Annotated in this window: 20 protein-coding genes; 6 read left to right on the top strand and 14 right to left on the bottom strand. The window is 67.3% G+C overall.

Annotation, left to right across the window (positions count from 1 at the left end; translation table 11 throughout):
- The first annotated feature begins 27 nt into the window (after window positions 1-27).
- Window positions 28-1410 carry an amidohydrolase family protein gene (locus tag G3N96_RS08700; RefSeq protein ID WP_206136949.1) on the top strand — a complete coding sequence of 461 codons (1383 nt, stop codon included), beginning with the start codon at window positions 28-30 and terminating at the stop codon, window positions 1408-1410.
- A gap of 14 nt (window positions 1411-1424) precedes the next feature.
- Window positions 1425-2150 (top strand): Asp/Glu/hydantoin racemase, encoded by a 726-nt coding sequence (locus G3N96_RS08695; protein WP_206136948.1) that lies wholly within the window; start codon window positions 1425-1427, stop codon window positions 2148-2150.
- Window positions 2151-2216: 66 nt separating this feature from the next.
- On the opposite strand, the gene G3N96_RS08690 is transcribed toward G3N96_RS08695, so the two are convergent.
- From G3N96_RS08690 to tssI, 5 genes are all read right to left on the bottom strand, one after another.
- Window positions 2217-2942, bottom strand: a complete 726-nt coding sequence (locus tag G3N96_RS08690; protein WP_124578491.1) for an SMI1/KNR4 family protein — start codon at window positions 2940-2942, stop codon at window positions 2217-2219.
- A 34-nt stretch (window positions 2943-2976) separates the two neighbouring features.
- Window positions 2977-4278 carry a PAAR domain-containing protein gene (locus G3N96_RS08685; RefSeq protein WP_206136947.1) on the bottom strand — a complete coding sequence of 434 codons (1302 nt, stop codon included), beginning with the start codon at window positions 4276-4278 and terminating at the stop codon, window positions 2977-2979.
- Entirely contained in the window at window positions 4275-5069 is a 795-nt protein-coding gene (locus G3N96_RS08680; protein WP_206136946.1) for a DUF1795 domain-containing protein, read from the bottom strand. The genes G3N96_RS08685 and G3N96_RS08680 overlap by 4 nt, the downstream gene beginning before the upstream one ends.
- A 77-nt stretch (window positions 5070-5146) precedes the next feature.
- Window positions 5147-5716 (bottom strand): hypothetical protein, encoded by a 570-nt coding sequence (locus G3N96_RS08675; RefSeq protein WP_206136945.1) that lies wholly within the window; start codon window positions 5714-5716, stop codon window positions 5147-5149.
- Window positions 5688-8477, bottom strand: coding sequence for a type VI secretion system tip protein TssI/VgrG (gene tssI / locus G3N96_RS08670; RefSeq protein WP_206136944.1), 2790 nt, complete (start codon window positions 8475-8477; stop codon window positions 5688-5690). The genes G3N96_RS08675 and tssI overlap by 29 nt, the downstream gene beginning before the upstream one ends.
- Window positions 8478-8505: 28 nt before the next feature.
- Between tssI and G3N96_RS08665 the strand changes: the two genes are divergently transcribed.
- Both G3N96_RS08665 and G3N96_RS08660 read left to right on the top strand, forming a co-directional pair.
- A complete protein-coding gene (locus G3N96_RS08665) occupies window positions 8506-9012 on the top strand; it encodes a hypothetical protein (protein WP_206136943.1) in 507 nt (168 codons plus the stop codon).
- A 526-nt stretch (window positions 9013-9538) separates the two neighbouring features.
- Window positions 9539-10780, top strand: a complete 1242-nt coding sequence (locus G3N96_RS08660) for an FAD-binding oxidoreductase (protein ID WP_089475409.1) — start codon at window positions 9539-9541, stop codon at window positions 10778-10780.
- A gap of 30 nt (window positions 10781-10810) precedes the next feature.
- Here the strand turns inward: G3N96_RS08660 and G3N96_RS08655 are convergent, their stop codons facing one another.
- The 9 genes from G3N96_RS08655 to G3N96_RS08615 all read right to left on the bottom strand — a co-directional run bounded on the left by G3N96_RS08655 (window position 10811) and on the right by G3N96_RS08615 (window position 20127).
- The gene (locus G3N96_RS08655) at window positions 10811-11578 is read right to left on the bottom strand and encodes a FadR/GntR family transcriptional regulator (protein ID WP_206136988.1); all 768 of its coding nucleotides are present in this window, start codon (window positions 11576-11578) and stop codon (window positions 10811-10813) included.
- Between the two features lie 190 nt (window positions 11579-11768).
- Window positions 11769-12641, bottom strand: a complete 873-nt coding sequence (locus tag G3N96_RS08650) for an amidohydrolase family protein (RefSeq protein WP_124578503.1) — start codon at window positions 12639-12641, stop codon at window positions 11769-11771.
- Between the two features lie 60 nt (window positions 12642-12701).
- Window positions 12702-13643 (bottom strand): ABC transporter substrate-binding protein, encoded by a 942-nt coding sequence (locus G3N96_RS08645; RefSeq protein ID WP_089441826.1) that lies wholly within the window; start codon window positions 13641-13643, stop codon window positions 12702-12704.
- Between the two features lie 97 nt (window positions 13644-13740).
- Window positions 13741-14778 carry an ABC transporter permease gene (locus tag G3N96_RS08640; protein WP_089462170.1) on the bottom strand — a complete coding sequence of 346 codons (1038 nt, stop codon included), beginning with the start codon at window positions 14776-14778 and terminating at the stop codon, window positions 13741-13743.
- 27 nt (window positions 14779-14805) lie between these two features.
- Window positions 14806-16344: a sugar ABC transporter ATP-binding protein gene (locus G3N96_RS08635; RefSeq protein ID WP_206136942.1), complete on the bottom strand. Its 1539-nt coding sequence runs from the start codon at window positions 16342-16344 to the stop codon at window positions 14806-14808.
- 12 nt (window positions 16345-16356) lie between these two features.
- Window positions 16357-17133 carry an SDR family oxidoreductase gene (locus G3N96_RS08630; RefSeq protein ID WP_206136941.1) on the bottom strand — a complete coding sequence of 259 codons (777 nt, stop codon included), beginning with the start codon at window positions 17131-17133 and terminating at the stop codon, window positions 16357-16359.
- 43 nt (window positions 17134-17176) lie between these two features.
- On the bottom strand, window positions 17177-18454 hold the full coding sequence (locus G3N96_RS08625; protein ID WP_206136940.1) for an L-fuconate dehydratase: 1278 nt from the start codon (window positions 18452-18454) through the stop codon (window positions 17177-17179).
- Between the two features lie 23 nt (window positions 18455-18477).
- Window positions 18478-19320, bottom strand: coding sequence for an ureidoglycolate lyase (locus tag G3N96_RS08620; protein WP_124578514.1), 843 nt, complete (start codon window positions 19318-19320; stop codon window positions 18478-18480).
- A 42-nt stretch (window positions 19321-19362) separates the two neighbouring features.
- Entirely contained in the window at window positions 19363-20127 is a 765-nt protein-coding gene (locus tag G3N96_RS08615; protein ID WP_124578516.1) for an SDR family oxidoreductase, read from the bottom strand.
- 663 nt (window positions 20128-20790) lie between these two features.
- Here G3N96_RS08615 and G3N96_RS08610 point away from each other — a divergent pair.
- Complete coding sequence (locus G3N96_RS08610; RefSeq protein WP_039366241.1) at window positions 20791-21081, top strand: DUF3331 domain-containing protein; 291 nt, start codon at window positions 20791-20793, stop codon at window positions 21079-21081.
- Between the two features lie 166 nt (window positions 21082-21247).
- Window positions 21248-22081: oxidoreductase (locus G3N96_RS08605; protein WP_206136939.1), on the top strand; the 834-nt coding region annotated here is incomplete at its 3' end.

The raw sequence follows: 22081 nt of genomic DNA, 5'->3' as shown, positions 1-22081 counted from the left end.
ACTATCCGTATCCGAGGAGACCCGACCATGAGCGTTCCTTCATCTTCGCTGCTGATCCGCAACCCGATCGCGGTCATGAGCGGCCGCACCGGCGACGCCGCGCGGCTCGGCCAGGCCGACCTGCGCATCCGCGACGGCCGGATCGACACGATTGCGCCTGAGCTCGCACCGCTGCCCGGTGAACGCGTGATCGACGCGACCGACTGCGTCGTCTACCCGGGCTGGGTCAACACGCATCACCACCTGTTCCAGAACCTGCTGAAGGCCGTGCCGGCCGGGATCAACGCCGGCCTGCAGGAATGGCTTGCGGCCGTACCGTATCCGCGCGTCGCGCGCTTCACGCCGGCACTCGCACGCATCGCCGCACGGCTCGGCTTCGCGGAGTTGCTGCTGTCCGGCGTCACGACCTGCGCCGATCATCACTACCTGTATCACGCGGGCGGCGCGACCGAGACCGGCGACCTGCTGTTCGACGAAGCGGCCGCCTTCGGGATGCGCTTCGTGCTGTGCCGCGGCGGCGCATTGCAGGCGGCCGGCGATCATCCGGGCTTCGCCGGCACGGCGTTGCGGCCCGAGACGCTCGACCAGATGCTTGCCGATATCGAACGGCTGAAGGCGCGTTATCACGACGCGGGCACCGCATCGATGCGGCGCGTGGTCGTCGCCCCGACGACACCGACCTTCTCGCTGCCGCCCGACCTGCTGCCCGAAGTCGCGCGCGCTGCGCGCGGGATGGGCCTGCGGCTGCATTCGCACCTGTCGGAGACGACGCGTTACGTCGACTTCTGTCGCGAGCGCTACGGCAAGCTCCCGGTCGAATTCGTCGCCGAACACGAATGGCTCGGCCCGGACGTATGGTTCGCGCACCTCGTCCATCTCGAGGAGAACGAAATCGCGCTGCTCGCCGAAACGGGCACCGGCTGCTCGCACTGCCCCGTCAGCAACGCGCGGCTCGGCAGCGGCATCGCGCCCGCGCCGCGCATGGCGGCGGCCGGCGTGCCGGTGTCGCTGGGTGTCGATGGCGTCGCGTCGAACGAATCCGGCAGCATGACGCACGAAGCGAATTTCGCGTGGCTCGTGCATCGTGCGGCGCACGGTGCGTCGGCCACCACCGCCGAGGAAGTGCTGCACTGGGGCACGCAAGGCGGCGCGCGCGTGCTCGGGCTGAACGCGGTCGGCACGCTCGAAGCGGGCCGGGCCGCCGATCTCGTGCTGTACGACGTGAGCGGGTCGCGCTTCAACGGCTTCCACGATTACGCCATTGCGCCCGTGACGGCCGGCGAGCCCGCGCCGGTGAAGTTCAACATCGTGAACGGCCGCGTCGTGGTGGACAACGGCGAGATTCCGGGCCTCGACCTGGCCGCGCTGCGCCGCGAGGCCGTCGACGCCGTGCGGCAGTTGCTCGATTGAACGGACGCCCCGCGATGAATCCGCGCATCCGCATCGGCATCCTGACGCCGTCGTCGAACACCGCGCTCGAACCGTTGACGACCGCGATCGTCGCCGGGCTGCCAGACGTCAGCGTGCATTTCGCGCGCTTCACCGTGACCGAAATTGCGCTCACCGACGCCGCGCTCGACCAGTTCGACGCGGCGCGCATGCTCGTCGCGGCGCGGCAGCTCGCCGACGCGCGCGTCGACGTGCTCGGCTGGAGCGGCACGTCGGCCGGCTGGCTCGGCTTCGAACGCGACGCGGCCCTGTGCCGCGTCATCGAGCAGGCCACCGGCATTCCGGCGACGACGTCCGTGCTGGCGTTGAACGAACTGCTCGAACGCACCGGTGTGCGGCGGCTCGGCCTGGTCACGCCGTATCTCGACGACGTGCAGCAGCGGATCGTGCGCCAGTATGCGCAGCTCGGCATCGAATGCGTGGGCGAACAGCCTCTCGGGTTGCGCGACAACTTCAGCTTCGCGGAAGTGCCCGATACGCAGATCGCGGCGCTGATGCGCCAGGCTGCGCGGGCGCGCCCGCATGCGGTGGCGACGTTCTGCACGAACCTGCATGCCGCCCATCTGGCCGGGCCGTTCGAACAGGCGACCGGGATCGCCGCTTATGACACGGTGGCGACCGTGGTGTGGAAAACGCTGAGGATGGCGGGGGTCGATACGCGCGTGCTGGCGCGATGGGGGACGCTGTTCGAAATGAGCTGACGACGGACGCGCCCGACGGCCCGCGCCGACACGCCCGACGCCCCAAAAGGCGCCGGGCGTATCTCATCATCGCTGGTCGGCTTCCTCGACGAAAATCTCGAACCACGCGTTCATCACGGCCCAGAAATCCACCGGTTCGAGTTCGGTCGGATTCTCGTGCCACCAGATCCGCCCTGCGTCGCTGCCGTCGCCGGCGCTGTCGCGCAGGTCGAGGCACAGATAGTCGCCGCCGCCATTCTGGAACACCGTCCACACGAGATCCGGATTCACGCCGAGCTGGCGCGTCTCGTCGGGCGTCAGGTCGAGCTTGTCCGTCAGCGCGGTCTGGTCGCCGATCGGCAACGGGCCCATCGAGTTCGCGGGGAAGAACGTCCAGCCGTTGTGCGTGAACTGGTAGAAGCTGCGCAGATCGTCGGGCAATGCGCGCCACAGCGGCATGTCATCCGATACGAGATCGCCGAGCGGCGGATGGCCGATGAAGAAGTTCAGGTCGTCCTGTTCGACCGTGTACGGATAGAGCAGGCACAGATCGCCGCTCTCCTTCTGGAACACGGCGGGGCGCCGCAGCTTCTCCGCGAAGAACTGCTCGACCGCCGGCAAGCGGCCGGCGACGCCCGCCCACATCTTCGCGAGCCAGTTGCCCAGCGCGGCGTCGGGCGTATCCAGCAGCACGCGCCAGGCGGTCGGCACCTGCACGTCGGCGGGAATCTCGTTCGCTGCGAGCCAGACCTGGCCGCGCAGCTTGAAGCGCTTCAGTTCGGCCGTGTAAGTCGTTGCGGATAGCTCAATCATTGCCACTCACCCTTGAATTCGTCGTCGACACATTCTACTTGGGCTGATCGCCAAGCAAATCCTTGATCTGCTGCTGCAGCAGCGTCCGGTTATCGGCTTCGCGCTGCATCATCTGCTGCCTGAATCCTTCGTCCACCTTGATGCCGCCCTTCTTGTATTCGGTCCAGTCGGCATAGGACTTCGACCCCTTCGACGTGTTCGCCGTCTCGCTCAGGCCCGTGAAGTTGTCGGGGTTGTTCAGCACCTTGACCTGGTTGTCGAAGGACAGATCCTTGAACCCGGGCATCTCGGTGATCTCCTTCATCGATACGATGTGGTCCGCATGCAGCGGCTTGTCGATCGTCAGGCCCGGCAGCGCGGGATCGTCCATGCCCGGCTCGTAGTTCTCGTTGACCATCTTCTGGATCTTCGAGCTCGGCGTCTTGGCGCGCAGCTGATCGTACAGCGTGCGCGGCACGCCCTTGGTCGTGACGCGGACGTTGCCGCCGTTCGCGCCGAGCGTGTTCGGCTCGATCTCCACCTTGGTGCGGTTCAACACATCGACCGCGTTCTTCGCGGCTTCCGTGTCCGCGCCCTTCGCGCCGAGGCCGAGCAGCGCGAACCCGGCGACGCCGACCATGATGTCGCCGTAGCCGGGGCCCAGCGACTCGCCCCATGAATGGAGCGCATTCAGGCCGACGTTGGCGCCGATCACCGTGCCCGCGAACAGTGCGGTGGCGCCCAGGCCGGCCGCGAGCGCGCCCAGCCCGGCCGCGCCGAGCGCGACGAAGCCAAGCACTTCGAGGGCCGTCTCGAACATCGCTTCCGTGTCGTGAATCTCCACGACGGTGACGGTCTCGCCGCCGACCGTCACGTTGTCGCTCGCCGTCTTGATGGCGGCGCCGCATTCCATCTTCATCGACAGGCGCGCCATTGGCTTGCCGTTGACGGTCACGGTGCGCGACCCCTGCGCGACCAGCAACCGCGTCTGCGGAAAATGATTGAACGGCAGGCCGTTGCATTCGTCCGCATAGTCGACGCCGGCGCGCAGCGCGGAGCGACTGTTGACCGTGACGTTCGGCGATCCCTGATGCAGCATGCCGGTGGTTGGACCGGGCAGGTTGGCCGCTTTCTGGATGCCGCGGACCAGCGCGCCGCCGGCGAGGCCGCCACCCGCCACGCAGCCGCCGATGATCGCGACGAGCGCGAGGCCGCCGGTGGCCGCGGTCGCCGTCACGATGGCAGCCGCGACCACCGCGCCGACCACCGCGCCCGCGATCATGCCGAGCAGCCCGAAGCCATGGCCGATCTCGTCGCCCATGCGGGCCGCGCGCAGGGCGGCCTCGGCACCGCTCATGACGACGCGCCGTCCGGCCGCGCGGCGGCCTGCTGACGCAGATGCGCTTCGATGTCCTGCAGCGAGATCAGCGGCGGCACCCCCTCCACGGCCGTGACCGCGTCGAGCCGGCGCAGCAGCGGGAGCCCCGAATAGCCACGGCTGGGCCGCAACTCGTAGCGCCCTTCCGCCTTGAACAACCCGTGGCGGCTGTGCTGGACAATGCTCGGTTCGAGCGGCGAGCCGTCGCTCGCGAAGAACACCCAGTCGTGACCTTCGACTTCGCGCGTGCTGATCCGCTCGCACACCGTGCGCAGGTCCGGATAGACGCGCAGCACGCGTGTCCTGGCCGACAGCGCGAACACATGCGGCAGGCTTTCGTGCGCGGCCGCCGGCGTATCGGCTTCATCCGGCACCGGCGGCATCACGACGAACGATGCCAGGATCGACGTCCACGCGGGCACGTGCCGCTCGAAATCCTCCACGCGCGCATTGAGCGTGAACACCAGCATCGCATCGTCGAGCCGGACCATCGCCTGCCGCTGCCGCAGCACCGTCTTGTCGCTGCGCCACTGGTAGTCGAGCATGATGCCCGGCAGTCCGCCGATCGTGACGGCCTCCCGCGCGAGCGGCTTGTAGCCCGGAAACTGGCGCTTGAACGCCGTCTGCTGCACATCCGCGTACGCGCCGGCGTCATCGAGCGGCGTGTCGTAGTCGCGCGTCACCACGAATGCGACGTCCTTGCGACCGGACGCATCCGGCAAATGGAACACATTCATGGTCTGGTCGCGCCAGCCGTCGGGCAACGCCATGCGCCCCTCGTGCAATCGGTAAGCCGCCATTCCGTTTTTCCTTTTATCGATCCGCGCACATGCGTGAGGGGCGCGCGTTACTTCGACTTCTCGCCAAAACCGACGCTCGACAGGCAATCGGGGTTGCGCTCCGCGAACCCGAACACGAGTTCGCCCCAGGGTGTCTCCGAGCGGAACGTCGTCTCCTCGTTCGGCGAGCGGCCCGTCGGCGTACCGGCGATCCGCATCCCGGCGAAATGCGCCTTCACCTCGTCGCGGCCGACGCAATGGCCGGACAGCGTCAACGTCAGCGCACCCTGCGCGCCGCCTTCATTGCTCGTCCGCAGCACGACACGCTCGATCTGCGTGCCGTCGTCGAGCTTGATCGGCGCACCGTCGTCGTTGCTCCAGAACGTGAAGTATTCGTTGCTCGATTCGCTGCGCGCGAGCTTCGCGTGCAGCAAGTGCTCGACGGGTTCGCGCCGGATCGGCTGATGCGCGCCGATCTGGTCGATCACTTGCCAGAGACTGAGTTGAACGGTTGTGTGCATCTTCTTCGATCCTTCCGAACACGCCGGTGTCACGCCCAGCGACATTGCGAGCAGCAGCGTGGCGACGATCGCCGCGCCGCGGCCGCGCTTAGTGGGACGGGGGATAAGTACGGTCATACCAGCTTCCGTAGTACGTTTGATAATTGACATACTGGCCGTTGACGGGCACCGACGCGTATTCGCCCGTGCCATAGACGTGGCCGATGGCGGCCCGTGCCGCGTTCGCGTCGCCGTTCTTCACGAACTGGTTGTACGCGGCATTGTAGGCCGGCGAATTGGCCGGATTGCCGGCGATCTGGATGTCGGGGCCGCCGTGCGCGAGGATTTCGCGCTGCACCTTGATGTTGTTCATCGTCGCCGCGCCTTCGTCCGCCAGTTCGCTGTTGACGTAATGGGTCTTGCTCGAAAAATCCGGCGCGCCCGGGTACAGCGCGTGTCCGGTTTCATGCGCGAGCCCCTGGACGACGGCCTGCGGATTGCCGCGGTCGTTGCCGTCGATCACGATCGTCGGCGGCTGGCCGTGCTTGTTCGTGGACGACCCCTGATTCGCCGGACCGTACTGGATATGCCAGCCGTCCCTCTGCAACTTGGCGATGTCGTGTTCGAGCGTCGGCGACTTCGCGGCGAGCTTGTCGACGTCGGCGCCGAGCCCGGTCGCCACGGCTTTCTTCGGCGCGCCTTTCGCCTGCTTTTTCCCGTGCGCCGGCGCAGCGGCGGCTGCCCCTCCGCCACCGCCGCCGCCCCCTCCTCCGCCACCCCCTGCCGCCGGTGCGGCAGCGTTCGGCTCGGGATCGGTCGGATCGTTCACCGGCACGAGCGGCGGCGCCGCGGGCCCGGTCGCGCCATCGGGATTCAGGTCGACACTTTGTGAGCCCAGCACGACCACGCGCGTGCCGTCGAGCACGATCTGCCCGTCGGCCGACAGTGTGATCTTCGCCTTCCCGCATTCGAGCACGATCGACTGGGAGCCCTTGACGTGCACGTGCTCGGTATCGGATTCGATCTGCACGGGGCCCTTCGCCTTGAGCGCCATATGCTGTTCCTGCGCATGCAGGATCACCGCCGTCTTCGCCGTGTGCCGGATGTGCTCGTCCTGCGACTGCACGGAAATCGCCTTGCGCACGATGCTCGCGTGCTGGCCCTGCGTGACGACGTTGGTCTGGTTCGGGCCGTTCACGACCGTCACGTGATTGTTCTGGACCGTCGTGGCCATATCCTTCTGGCTGTGGATATTGACCAGTTCCTCGCCCTTCTTGTCGTGGATCACGACTTCGCAGAACCCGCCGCCGCCGGGCGTGGAGTTGCTGTGGAAACCCATCTGGTGCGCGCCGTCGGGCAAGCCGTAGGGCGGCGTCTGTTCCGCGTTGAACATGCGGCCGACGATGATCGGCCGGTCGGGATCGCCGTTGAGGAAATCGACGATGACCTCCTGGTTCACGCGCGGAATCGCGACGGTGCCCCAGCCGCGCCCTGCCCACGGCTGCGACACGCGGATCCAACAGGAACTGTCCTGGTCGTTCTTGCCGTAGCGGTCCCACGGGAACTGCACCTTGATCCGGCCCATGCCGTCGGTATGAATCTCCTGCCCCTTCGGGCCGACCACGATCGCGCTCTGCGGGCCGGGCATCACCGGCTTCTCATGTTGCCGCACCGGACGATACGGAATCTTGCTGCGGATCAGCGTCAGTTCGTTGCGGAAACTGCCGGGCTGCGCCGAGGCATCGTCGAAGTTGTTCTTCGCGTCGATCCGGATCCCGACGACCAGGAACGTGTTGTCGTCCTGCTTGGCCGGGTCGAACCAGAAGTGCCCGTCGATCTTGAACTTGCGGCCGACCGTGAGCCCGCGGCAACCGGATTCGCCGCGAAATACCTTGGCCTGCCACTCGTACACCTCAAGCCGGCGCTTGGCTTCCGCCTCGCCCGCGCGGGTGTCCTTGTAGGCGAATGCCGAACTGCCGTCGTACACCTCAAGCTTCGGTGCATTGCCCTGATCGGCCAGCGTCGGCAGTTCGACGTAAGGCCGGCCCTTCGGGTGCTTGTAGTCGAACGTATGCAGCGCCACCACGCCGGGCTGGGTTTCGCGGCTCGCCGACAGCGCGGTCAGGCGGTCCGCCTGCTGCACGCCGCTCGCGGCGTTGTAGGTCACGACGGGATCGTGCGCCTGGTCGGGACAGGATGCCGAATCGTCGGCGATCACGAGCGTGTGACCGTCCTGCCGGTATTCGAAGTAGTAGAACAGCCCGTGCCGCTCGAGCAGCCGGCTGACGAAATTCAGGTCGCTTTCCTGGAACTGGACGACGTAATCCTCGGGCTTCAGTTCCTGCTTGATGTGCGTCTGGTAATCGACCAGCGCGCCGTAATCGGCGAAGACCTTGCGCAGCACGTCGAGCACCGTGACCTGCTGATAGATCCGGCTGTTGACCCGCTTGCCGAGATACCAGAGCCACGGCGCCAGGTCGCCGCGATAGTGCGCGATGCCGCCGTCGTTGCGCTCGAAGCCGAACCGGACCAGATAGCCGTGAATCTGCCGCTCCGATCCGTCCTGGAGCGTGATGTTCACGGCGACCGCCTGGTTCAGCACGTCCTTGAGGTCGATCGACGGATTCTGCGTGATCAGGTCGAGCGTGTAGCCGGGCATTTCCGACAGCGCTTCGCCGCCGGTGATCGCCGCGATCGACAGCGCGCGGTTGCCGGTCAGCGACGACTGGAAGCGCAGCAGGCGCGTCGTCTCGCTGAACGGCAACGACGCGGCGGAGGCGCCGGGCTGCGCGGCCGTCTGGCCCGGAACGAAGAATTGCGGTGCGGAAGCGAGATCGGAAAGCGGCTGCCCGGCGAGCGGGTGATCGTCGACGGCCGGCGGCGCGTCGGCAGCCGCCATCGGCATCGCCGAGGCACCCGCGCCGCGCATGCCGGCCATCGCGCCGGAAGCGAGTGACCCGGCAAGCGGATTCAGCATGCCGGCCGCCGGTGCGGCCATCGACGCCGCAATCTGCGCCGGATTCCCGCCGGCGGCCAGGGCCTGCATGACGGCCGATGCGGTCGGCGCGATCTTGCCGACGACGGGATTCGCCGCCGCGGCCATTTGCATCGCGCCCGATTGCAGCGCGCCAGCAAGCGGCGACGATCCCGCGGACTCGGCCAATCCGGCGATTCCTGGCAACTCTTTCATGGGCCCTCTCGCTTTCTTTTCTGATTGCCGCGACGCAGGCGGCGCGGCATTACTACATGTCGATGTCCGAAATATTAATTTCCGAATGCATCTTCGACGGAATGCGATTCGCGGCTTTCAGGCAATCAACGCAATTGCATTCGCCAGCAGGCAAACATTCGAGAAAATCGGTATTTTCTCCCACGCTTATGTCTTTTTCTTGGCGGGGATCGGCTGTCTCTCACGACAAGCGGCGCCATCATAACGGCACGCCTCGGGCGAGTCCATACCTTTCAATTAAGTAGTCCCCTCGAATTCCGGCAGCCAGCTGGTGATGCGGCCGGCCTTTATTTCCCGGAACAGTGAGACGGGTAATTCTGACATTTCCGCGACGCAACACGGGATAATTTACCGATACGGAAAATAACCACACACCGGCAATTCAAAAACAAATGAGTCCCGGCGAATCGCGCCGCACCGCGGTTTTCCGGCATTGTCAGTCATTCCGGAATGACTGGAGCCGCACACCTGTCGATCACGCAATCGACTTTCACTGGCATATTGCGCGCCCGCCTGAGATTGACGCAGGTCCGGACGAAACGCCAACCGATTATCGCCGGCGAGCGAACGTGTCGCTTCGTGGCATGACGCGCATGAAACCCGATGCGCGCCCAACCGTCGGGCATCGCGCGACGCACCCGTGCGCTTCGGAGGTATCCTCGGGTTCTGAATGGACCATGGATCTTCACGCAAGCGGTCCATCCACTAACCCTACTCTGTCACCGTCATTCATGGATTTCGACGTCATCGTTCTCGGCGCAGGCATCGTCGGCGTCTCCGCAGCACTCCACCTGCAGGATCGCGGGCGCAAGGTCGCCCTCGTCGATCGCGGCGCGCCCGGCGAAGGCACGAGCTTCGGCAACGCGGGGCTGATCGAGCGCTCGTCGGTCGAACCGTATCCGTTCCCGCGCAGCCCGTTCACGCTGATGCGCTATGCGCTGAACCGCTCGACCGATCTCTACTGGCACAGCGCGTCGCTGCCCGCATTCGCGCCATGGCTCGCGCGTTTCTGGTGGGAATCGGCGCCGCTGCGTCACGCGGCGGCGTCGCGCGACATGCTGCCGCTGATCGAGCGCTGCATCGTCGAGCACGACGCGCTGATCGCGCGGGCCGGCGCCGGCGAACTCATCCGCGCGAACGGCTGGCTGGAAGCGTTCCGCACGCCCGCGGCATTCGAACGCGGCGTGACCGAGGCCGGACTCACCGCTCGCCGCCACGGGCTCGGCATCACGCCGCTCGATGCGGCCGCGCTGAGCGCGCACGAACCGAGCCTCGCGCCCGGCTTCTGCGGCGCGCTGCACTGGCTCGATCCGAAAAGCGTCGTCGACCCGTCCGCGCTCGTCAAAGCGTACGCGCAACTCTTCGTGCAGGGCGGCGGCACGCTGCTGACGGGCGACGCCGCGAGCCTCGATGCGCTGTCGCCGGGCTGGCAGGTCAGGACGCAGGACGGCATGGCCGCCGCGCCGGCCGTGGTCGTCGCGCTCGGCCCGTGGTCCGACACGGTGTTCGGCAAGTTCGGCTACACGATCCCGCTGCGCGAGAAGCGCGGCTATCACATGCACTACGCGCCGTCCGCGCGCGGCGTGCCGTCGGCGCCGATCGTCGATCGCGAATACGGTTACGTGATCGCCCCGATGAAGCGCGGGCTGCGGCTGACGACCGGCGTCGAGATCGCGCGGCGCGGCGTGCCGCCCACCGGCGTGCAGCTCGAACGCGCGGAACGCGTCGCGCGGCCCGTGTTCGGTTTCGGCGAGCGGCTCGATCCGCAGCCCTGGCTCGGCTTCCGGCCGTGCACGCCCGACATGCGCCCGGTAATCGGCCCCGCGCCCGCGCATCGCGGGCTGTGGTTCGCGTTCGGGCACAACCATCACGGGCTGACGCTCGGCCCCGTCACGGGACGACTGCTGGCCGAGATGATGACCGGCGAAGCGCCGTTCACCGATCCGGCGCCGTATCGCGCGGATCGCTTCTGAACGGGCAACCGGTCACGCTTCGACGCGCGCTCAATCGAGCGCGCGGCCGAAGATGCGGATCACTTCGTCGAGATGCTCGGCCATCGCGCGGCGCGCGGCGTCCGGGTCGCGTGCGCGGATCGCATCGAGGATCGCGCGGTGTTCGAGTTCCGACCGGTGCGGCATGTCGTTCGGCATGTACAGCGACTGCAGCCGCTGGAACATCAGGTCGTACTTGTGCGCGAGCAGTTGCTTGATCATCAGCGCATACGCGGCGTTGTCGCTCGCCTCCGCGATGCGGATATGAAACAACCGGTCGCCCGGATGGGTGAGCGAGCCACTGAGGTTGTCTGCCTGGTTGCGCAGGAACGCCTCGTGGATCCCTTCGATCTGCTCGTCCGAGCCGTGCTTCGCGGCCAGCGACGCCGCTTCCGGCTCGATCAGCCGGCGCGCCTGCAGCAACGCGAACGGCGGGATTTCGGTATCGAGGTCGAGTGCGATGCCGAGTTCGGGATCGATCTCGACGATCGTGAACGGCGCGGCCTTCTCCGCAGGGACAGGCGCGGGTTCAGGCGCGGCGGCCGTTTCGGGATGGCGCACCTTCACGCCGTCGCCGACGCGCACGCTCACGAGCCCACTCACTTCGAGCGCGATCAGCGCCTCGCGCACCGAGGTGCGCGACACGCCGAACTGTTCGGCCAGTTCGCGCTCGGGCGGCAGGTAGCTGCCCGGCGGAAAATCGCCGGACTCGATCATCGCACTGAGCTTGTCGGCGATCTGCTGGTAGAGGCGGCGGTTCTGAATCGGCTGGATGGACATACGTCGGGACTGGTGATCGGTTTCGTTCCGGACGGCCGCGCGCGCATCGCACGCAACCGTTTGCGCATATTCTAAAGGTTCGGCCCCCGGCATCGGGTGACGCATCGATGCGACCGCAACCATCGACACACCGTGGCGCCCGTCGCCATTCGTCCGATGAAGCCACGCCCCAACGGGCACGCCCGCGCGCTCACGTCGGCACCCCATAGCAACGTGCGGCGGTGCCGCCCCAAAGCGCGGTGCGCTCGGCCGCCGACAGTCGCGACTCGCCCCAGCGCTCGATGATCGACGCGACCTCGTCATACGACGCGGCCAGCAGGCACACGGGCCAGTCCGACCCGAACATCAGCCGCTGCGGGCCGAACGCGTCGAGCGCCGCGTCGAGACACTGCTCGATGCGCCGGACGTCCTTCCCGCGCAGCCCGCGCTTCCAGTCGGCCTCGGTCACGAGCCCCGACAGCTTGCACACGACATGCGGCAGCGCGCCCAGCTCGCGCAACGCGGCGCGCCAGCGCGCGAGCGCCGTGTCGTCGCGCTCGAAATCGGCGAGTGCGGGCTTGCCGACGTGATCGAGCACGAGCCAGTGCGCGTCGTGCCGCGCACAAAACGCCCACACCTCGCGCAACTGGCGCTCGAACACGAGCACGTCGTACACGTAGCCGTTCGCCTGCAGCCAGGCGATGCCGCGGTCGAAGCCCGGCTCCGCGACGAACGCGCCGGCATCGGCTTCATCCTGCACCTGGTGACGGAACCCGCGCAGCTTCGGGCTGCGCCATTCGGCGATGCGATCCGCGAGCTGCGGCGCGGCGAGATCCTCCCAGCCGACCACCGCCGCGATGCGCGCATCGTCGCGCGCGAGATCGAGCAGGAACGCCGTCTCGTCGCGCCCGGCGCGCGCCTGCACCGCGATCGACGCACCGAGCGCCTGCGCGTGCATCAGCGGCCACAGCGCATCGGGCAGGTAGTCGCGCGCGAGCACGCCCATGCCGGGGCCGATCCACGGGTAATCGGCGGCGCGGTAGCGCCAGAAGTGCTGATGCGAATCGATACGCACTGCGCCCATGATGCCCTCGTGTCCGGTCGCCGCGGCGGCGGCGCGCGCCACCGCCGCGCGACGCAACGTTCAGTCGTACAACACCGCCGCGATCTTCGGATCGTCGATATTGGTCTTGTCGTACCAATAGAAACCGGTATCGATGACCTTCGGCAGCTTCTCGCCCTTGATCGCCTTCACGGCCGCCTCGACCGTCTTGTAGCCGATCCCGATCGGATTCTGCGTGATCGCGCCGGCCATCAGCCCGCTGCGGATCGCGTCCTTCTGCTGCTTGCCGGAATCGTACCCGACGATCACGACCTTGCGCTTCATCTCGCGCACGCCGTTGACCACGCCGATCGCCGAGCCCTCGTTGGTGCCGAACAGCCCCTTGAGCTTCGGATACGCCTGCAGGATCGACTTCGTCACCTCGGTCGACTTCAGCTGGTCGCCTTCGCCGTACTGCACGGTCACGACCTGCACCTTCGGGTGCGCGGACTTCATCCGTTCGAGGAAGCCGTCGCGGCGGTCGATGCCGGTGCGGCTCGTCTGGTCGTGCGCGACCACGGCCACCTCGCCCTCGTCGCCGATCAGCGCGGCGAGCTTGTCGGCGGCGAGCGACGCGGCGGCCTTGTTGTTGGTCGCGGCCGTCGTCACAGGGATGTCGCTGTCGACGCCCGAGTCGAACGCGATCACCGGGATCTTCTCGGCCTGCGCCTTCTTCAAGAGCGGCAGCGCGGCCTTGCTGTCGAGCGCCGCGAAGCCGAGCGCGGCCGGCTTCTTCGCGATCGCGGCCGACAGCATGTCGATCTGCTTGTCGACCATCGCCTCGGTCTCCGGCCCTTCGAACGTCACCTTCACCTTGTAGTCCTTCGCGGCCTGCGTCGCGCCCGCTTTCACGGCCTGCCAGAACTGATGCTGGAAGCCCTTCGAGATCAACGGGATGTAGGTTTCCTGCGCCTGCGCGCCGGCCGTGACGCCGACGGCGAACGTCAGCCCGACGATCGCGTTCAACACCTTGCTCCTGATCACTTCGCGTCTCCTTTTTTCGTATCGACTCAACCGACTGGAACGACTGGGACGCCGGCCGGAACCGGCGATGAAGCACCTGCCCGCGTGAACGCGGCCATCAGCGGCGCCGCCGGCGCAGGATATCGACGTAGACGGCGAGGATGATGATCACGCCCGTCACGACCGTCTGCCATTCCTGCGCGACCGACATGATGCGCAGGCCGTTCGTCAGCACGCTCATGATGAACGCGCCGATGATGGTGCCGACGATGCTGCCCGCGCCGCCCGACAGCGACGTGCCGCCGATCACGACGGCCGCGATCGCATCGAGCTCGTAGCCCTGCCCGAGCGCGGGCTGCGCGGAATTCAGCCGCGACGCGATCAGGAGCCCGGCGATCCCGCACACCGCGCCGCTGAACGTGTAGACCGCGATCTTCCACGCGTCGACGTTCACGCCCGACAGCCGCAGCGCTTCCTCGTTGCTGCCGAGCGCGAAGGTGTAGCGGCCGAAGATCGTGCGGTTCAGCACGATCGACGCGCCGATCGCGACGAGGAACAGGATCAGCACCGCGTTCGGAATCGGCAGCGCCGGAATCAGGTTGCCGATCAATGAATCCTGCGCGATCGACGTGAAGCCCGGCGTGTCGTTGAAGTAGATCGGCCGCGTGCCCGAGATCACGAGCGACAGCCCCTTGAGCAGCATCATCATGCCGAGCGTCGCGATGAACGGCGGCACCTTCATCTTCGCGATCACGAAGCCCGATACGCTGCCCGACAACGCGCCGAAAAACAGCGCGGCCAGGATCCCGAGCGGCAGCGGCATCCCCCATTTCGTCAGCACGACGCCGGCCATCACCGCGCAGAACGTCATCAGCGTGCCGACCGACAGATCGATGCCCGACGTGATGATCACGTAGGTACAGGCGACGGCCAGCACGCCGTTCACCGCGGTGGCCTGCAGGATCGCGACGAGGTTGTCGACTTCGAGGAAGTTCGGCGACGCGACGCTGAAGAACACGATCAGCAGCACGAGGCTCGCGAACGCGAGCAGCTTCTGCCGCGCGGCCGGATTGAAGAAGCGCGACTTCAGGCTCGATGCGCCGGCCGGCGTGTCGCCGGACGCGAGGGGCGGAACGGGATGCGTATCGTTGGACATGATCGGGTAAGCGTCTCGGCGTCTGATTCAGGACAATACGGTCGACTCGCGCTGCGTCGCGAGCTGCATGATCTTTTCCTGCGTGGCATCGGCCGCGCGCAATTCGCCGGTCACGCGCCCTTCGCACATCACGAGAATCCGGTGGCTCATGCGCAGCACCTCGGGCAATTCCGACGAGATCATCACGATCGCCTTGCCGTCGGCGGCGAGCGCGTCGAGCAGCTTGTAGATCTCGCTTTTCGCGCCGACGTCGATGCCGCGCGTCGGTTCGTCGAAGAACAGGATGTCGCAGTCGCGCAGCAGCCACTTCGCGATCACGATCTTCTGCTGGTTGCCGCCCGACAGCAGCCGCGCCGGCTGCGTCACCGACGGCGTGCGGATCGCGAGCTGCCGCACGTACGCTTGCGCGGTGTCGCGCAGCGCACGCGCATCGAGGAACACGCCGCGGCGCACGAAGCGGCGCATGCTCGACAGCGCGATGTTGTTCTGCACGTCCATCCCGACCGCGAGCCCGAAGTGCTTGCGATCCTCGGACAGGTAGCCGATGCCGTGCTTCACCGCGTCGGCCGGCGTTCGGATCGTCACGGTCTTGCCGTGCACGCGGATCTCGCCCGCATCGACCGGGTCCGCGCCGAACACCGCGCGCGCGACCTCGGTGCGGCCGGCGCCCATCAACCCGGCGAAGCCGAGGATCTCGCCGCGCCGCAGCGTGAAGCCGACATCGCGGATCGCGCGGCCGCGCGACAGCCCGCGCACTTCGAGCGCGACGTCGTTTGCCGATGTATCGGGCGGCGTGCGGAATTCGGTCGCGAGCTGGCGACCGACCATCATCGCGATGATCGCGTCCATCGACGTGTCCGCCATCGGCACGGTCGCCACGTACTTGCCGTCGCGCATCACGGTCACGCGATCGGCGATCTGGCGCAGCTCGTCCATCTTGTGCGAGATGTAGACGATGCCGACACCATGCGCGCGCAGGTCGCCGATGATGCGGAACAGCTCGGCGATCTCCGCGTTGTTGAGCGCGGCGGTCGGCTCGTCCATGATCAGCACGCGCGAGTCGAACGACAGCGCCTTCGCGATCTCGACCATCTGCTGCTTCGCGACCGTGAGCCGGCCGACCGGCGTACGCGGGTCGAGATCGAGCCGCATCCGCGCGAAGATCGCGGCCGCGTCGCGGTTGAGTGCCGCTTCGTCGACGAACACGCCGAAGCGGCCGCGCGGCTCGCGGCCGATGAAGATGTTCTGCGCGACGCTCAGGTGGTTCATCAGGTTCAGTTCCTGATGGATGATGCCGATCCCGAGCGCCTGCGCGGCGCGTGGATCGGCGATCTCCACCGCGCGGCCGTCCATCCGGATCTCGCCTTCGTCGCACTGGTAGACGCCCGCCAGGATCTTCATCAGCGTCGACTTGCCGGCGCCGTTCTCGCCCATCAGCGCATGCACTTCGCCGGCACGCAGGTCGAAATGGCAGTCGTCGAGCGCCTGCACGCCGGGGAAGCGCTTGCCGATGCCGGTCAACGCGATCAGCGGCGGTGCGGCGTTCGGAGTCGGGTCGGGTTGCATGGATCGACGCCCTCAGCTGATCGCACGGTCGAGATGCGTATAGCCGCCGTCGACGAACAGCCACTGGCCCGTCGTGTGCGATGCGCGTTCCGACAGCAGGAACACGGCCGTATCGGCGATTTCGTCGGCCGTCGTGAAGCGTTGGCCGAGCGGCACCTTGCCCGCGATGCCCGCCAGCTTCGCGTCGGGGTCGTCGAAACCGTCGAGCCATCTCCGGTACAGCGGCGTCATCACCTCGGCCGGAATCACCGCGTTCACGCGCACGCCGTCGTCACGCAACGCGACGGCCCATTCGCGCGTCAACGCGAGCTGCGCGCCCTTCGATGCGCAATAGCCGCTGGTGTTGCCCTGCCCGGTGACGGCCGTCTTCGACGAAACATTGACGATCGCGCCGCCCGACGCCTTCAGGTGCGGCACGCAGTAGTGCGCCATCACGTAGTAGTGGATCAGGTTGCGTTCGAGCGACGCAACGAATGCGTCGCGCCCGGCATCCAGCCCGATGCTGTCGTTGACGCCCGCGTTGTTGACCAGGCCGTCGAGCCGGCCGAAGCGCGTGACCGTTTCCGCAACGGCATCGCGGCACTGCGCATCTTCCTGCAATTCGACCGGGATGCATACGGCCTGCGGCTGCTTCTGCACGACGACGCGCCAGAACGCATCGTCGGGCGCGTGGCGCGCGAACACCACCGGAATCGCACCTTCTTCGGCCAGCCGCATCGAGATCGCGGCGCCGATGCCCGACGCGCCGCCGGTCACGATCACGACCTTGTGTTGCAGATTCAAATCCACTTCGCGTCTCCGTCGTTCATGTTGTCGGCACGCCCGACGCGTGTCAGCCGCGGAACCGGTACTGCTCCAGCGATTCGGGCTTCATCTCGATCGAGAAACCGGGCGCCGTCGGCGGCATGTACGCCGCGCCGCGCACGACGCACGGTTCGACGAAATGCTCGTGCAGGTGATCGACGTACTCCGTCACGCGCCCTTCCTTCGTGCCCGCAATGCAGATGTAGTCGATCATCGACAGATGCTGCACGTACTCGCACAACCCGACGCCGCCCGCATGCGGGCACACGGGCAGCCCGTACTTCGCGGCCATCAGCATCACCGCGAGAATCTCGTTCACGCCGCCGAGCCGGCACGCGTCGATCTGCACGACGTCGATCGCGCCGCGCGCGATGAACTGCTTGAACAGCACGCGGTTCTGGCACATCTCGCCGGTCGCGACCTGCACGGGCGCGATCGCCTTGCGGATCTTGCGATGCCCTTCGACATCGTCGGGGCTGGTCGGCTCCTCGATGAACCACGGCCGCGCGAACGCCAGCTCGCGCACCCAGTCGATCGCCTCGTCCACTTCCCACACCTGGTTCGCGTCGATCATCAGCTTGCGGTCGGGGCCGATCACCTCGCGCGCGATCGTCACGCGGCGGATGTCGTCCTCCAGGTTCGCGCCGACCTTCAGCTTCACGTACTCGAACCCGGCGTCGACGGCTTCGCGGCACAGCCGCCGCAGCTTGTCGTCGCTGTAGCCGAGCCAGCCCGCCGACGTCGTGTAGCACGGGTAGCCGTCGCGCTCCAGCAGCGCGATCCGGTCGGCCTTGCCCGGTGCCTGGCGGCGCAGCAGATCGAGCGCTTCGTCCGGCGTCAGGCAGTCGGTCAGGTAGCGGAAGTCGATCGCGCTCACCAGTTCCTCGGGGCTCATGTCGGCCACGAGCCGCCACAGCGGCTTGCGTTCGGCTTTCGCCCACAGATCCCACACCGCGTTGACGACCGCGCCCGTCGCCAGGTGGATCGCGCCCTTGTCGGGGCCGATCCAGCGCAACTGGCTGTCCGACGTCACGTGCCGCCAGAAGCGGCCCATGTCTTCGCGGATCCAGTCGAGGTCGAGGCCGACGACGAGGTGGCGCATCGCGTCGATCGCCGCGCAGCAGATTTCGTTGCCGCGCCCGATGGTGAACGTGAGCCCGTGACCTTCGAGCCCGTCATGGTCGGTTTCGAGCACGACGTAGGCCGCCGAATAATCGGGGTCCGGATTCATCGCATCGGAGCCGTCGAGCTGGCGCGAGGTCGGGAAGCGCACGTCGAGGACGCGCATCGATCGAATGATAGGCATGACGAACCGTCCGTTAAAGGAAATCAGGCCTGCACGGTGCGCTGGCGTTGCTCGCCGAGCCCGTCGATGCCGAGCGTGATCACCTGTCCGGCGCGCAGATAGACGGGCGGCTTCTGCCCGAGGCCGACGCCCGGCGGCGTGCCGGTCGAGATCACGTCGCCCGGCTGCAGGCTCATGAAGCGGCTCAGGTAGCTGATCAGGTGCGGCACGCGGAACACCATCGTCGCGGTCGTGCCGTTCTGGTAGCGATGGCCGTCGACGTCGAGCCACAGCCGCAGCGCGTGCGGATCGGGCACTTCGTCGGCCGTCACGAGCCACGGGCCGAGCGGCCCGAACGTGTCGTTGCCCTTGCCCTTGTCCCACGTGCCGCCGCGTTCGAGCTGGAATTCGCGCTCCGACACGTCGTTCACCACGCAATAGCCGGCGACGTGCGACAGCGCGTCGGCTTCCGCGATGTAGCGGCCGCCCTGGCCGATCACCACACCGAGCTCGACTTCCCAGTCGGTTTTCTCCGAGCCGCGCGGAATCTCGACGTCGTCGTTCGGCCCCGAGATCGCGCTCGTCCACTTGCCGAACACGACGGGCTCCTTCGGCACCTCCATCCCCGATTCGGCCGCGTGGTCGGAATAGTTGAGCCCGATGCAGATGAACTTGCCGACGCGGCCCACGCACGCGCCGAGCCGCGGCGTGCCTTCGACCAGCGGCAGCGACGACGGCGGAATGTCGCGCAGCCGCGCGAGCGAGGTGGGTGACAGCGCGTCGCCGGCGAGGTCGTCGATCACGCCGGACAGGTCGCGGATATGGCCCTGCGCATCGAGCAGGCCCGGCTTTTCATGGTGTTTGTCGCCAAATCTCAGCAGTTTCATGTCGTGTTGAGCCGATACGGAAAGTGAATGGGAGGGGCGTGGTCAGTTCGACCAGCCGCCGTCGATCAGGTGGATCGCGCCGGTCGTGAACGACGCTTCGTCGGACGCGAGGTACAGCGCGAGCGCGGCCACTTCCTCCGCGGTGCCGATGCGTCCGATCGGCTGGCGCGCGACGAACGCCTGGCGCACCTCGTCGGTCGACACGTGGCGCGTGCGCGCCTGGTCCGCGATCCGCTGCGCCAGCGACGGCGATTCGATCGTGCCCGGGCAAATGGCGTTGCAGCGGATGCCCCGCTCGACGAAATCGGCGGCCACCGCCTTGGTCAGGCCGATCACGGCCGCCTTGGTCGTGCCGTAGACGAAGCGGTTGGGCACGCCCTTCACGCTCGACGCGGCCGACGCCATGTTGATGATCGACGCGCCGCCGGCTTCGAGCATCGCGGGCAGCAGCGCGCGGATCAGCCGGTACATCGACGTGACGTTCAGGTTCAGCGAGAACGCCCATGCTTCGTCGTCGCAATCGAGGATCGAGCCGTGGTGGACATAGCCCGCGCAGTTGAACAACACGTCGAATGCGCGCTCGTTCGCGGCGAGCGCCGCGACGTCCCGCGCATCGGTCACGTCGAGCCGACGCGTGGCCAGCCGGCCGCCCGCGCGCTCGGCGTCGGCCTCGAGCCGCACGAGCGCGGCTTCGTTGATGTCGGTCGCCAGCACGTCGGCGCCCTCGCTCGCGAAGCGCAGCGCGGTCGCGCGGCCGATGCCCTGCCCGGCCGCCGTCACTAGCGCGCGTTTGCCCTGCAATCTCATGAGCGACTCTCCCGAAAAAGCGGCCACCCGTCGGCCGATTGGCACAAAGGACTAAAGGTCCAACCAATCATAGGAAGTGATCCCGCGTTTGTCACGGAATCGGGATTCAGTATTTACCCGGGTGGAGAAATGGGGCTGTTGAGCACGGATTCGACGTTCGACAGCGCCCGCGAGCACGCCCCGGGATTCGGACGAATCCAATACCGGCGGCCCTCCAGTCGGTTTTTTCGCGCACGCTCGGCACGGCACCCCGCCAAACTGACGAAAAAGTCATGTTCACGTCAGGGTCTCAACGGGATGCGCGCGCCATCATGACGTACCGGACTGCGCTTCCCGTCCATCGCCACCCCGCCCGCGTTCGATCCCTGCGGGCACCTCCGTCCCCCCCGGCGATGGGCTCCGTGACTGGGCGAGCAGACACGGCGCGCAGGCCGATTTTCCGCCCCGGACTTCGTGTCCGGGGCGTTTTTGTCTGTGGTTTCCAAGAAAATAAGCCTGGATTGTTTCTAAATCGGCAAAAGGTAATTTGAGCCAGACAGGATGTTTTTTCCGGTCACAGACGCTTACATTTAGCGCACCACTCATGGAAACCGCTACGGATTCGCCATCGGGTAGTGACATCCACTGCCATGACCGAACCGCACGAGCTTTAGGAAACGGCAAATGAAGGCCTCCAAATCCCTGCCTGCGCTCGATCCCGCCGACGTCCACGTCGAAATCCTCGAACGTTCCGATACGCTGCTCGTCGTCCGCTGGGTCGAGCCCGGCCGCTGTCACTACGGTGAACAGCGCTGGCGCCGCCGCTTTGCGCAACGCACCGGCACCTGCGCGCTGTCGCGCCAGGTGATCCACCGCGGCGACGAAGTCTTCCGCCCGGCCGAACGCCCGGCGCCCGCGAACGCGGCCGCGATGATCTCCGCCGCCGAAGTGCTCGCACTGGCCGGCGGCAGGTAAATCCTGCCGCCGCGCGTCACCGCACGCGGCGCCATCCGATGCGCCGGCCCTAGAAGCGCCGGTCTAGTTCCCTCACTTGTCTGCCACGCCCGCGCGCACTATCGTTACACCACTCAATGTAACGATTACGCGCCGCGGCCGCCCGGCCGCGCCGATGGAGGCAGACATGCATGCATGGAGCGCGCGCCACGTCCCGGCGCAGGGCGGCAAGGTCGCGGTCGTGACCGGCGCCAACAGCGGGCTCGGCTGGCAGCTGGCGGAAACGCTGGCCGCGAAAGGCGCGACGGTCGTGATGGGCTGCCGCGACGCTGCCCGCGCCACGCAGGCGGCCGACGCGATCCGCCGGCTCCATCCCGATGCCCGCGTCGAAGTCGACGCGCTCGACCTCGCCGATCTCGCGTCGATCGCGCGCTTCGCGGCCGATGTGGGCGAACGTCACGGCCGCGTCGACATCCTCTGCAACAACGCCGGCGTGATGTTCCTGCCGCTGCGTCATACGCACGACGGCTTCGAGATGCAGTTCGGCACCAACCACCTCGGCCATTTCGCGCTCACCGGCCATCTGCTGCCCGCGTTGCGCGCCGCGCGCCGGGCGCGGGTCGTGACGACGTCGAGCGGCTTGAACCGCGGCGGCCGGATCCGCGTCGACGACCTGCGCGCCGAACACCGCTACAACCGTTATCTCGCCTATTGCGACAGCAAGCTCGCGAATCTCGTCTTCGCGATCGAGTTGCAGCGCCGTTTCGAGCGCGCGGCGTTCGCCGGGATCAGCGTGGCCGCGCACCCGGGCTACGCGGCGACCAACCTGCAGTTCGCGGGCCCGGCGATGGACCGCTCGCCCGCCCGTGCCGCGCTGATGCGCGCCGCGAACCGTTATCTCGCGCAGCCGGCCGACCAGGGCGCGCTGCCCGCGATTCATGCGGCGACCTCGCCCGATCTCGCCGGCGGGGCTTACATCGGGCCGTCCGGCTGGTTCGAGTCGCGCGGGTTGCCGGCGCCC

It is taken from the genome of Burkholderia sp. Se-20373 (assembly GCF_017104705.1).
Lineage (GTDB): Bacteria > Pseudomonadota > Gammaproteobacteria > Burkholderiales > Burkholderiaceae > Burkholderia.
Note: the sequence above shows the minus strand (reverse complement) of the source record. Positions and strands in the feature narration are given on the sequence as shown.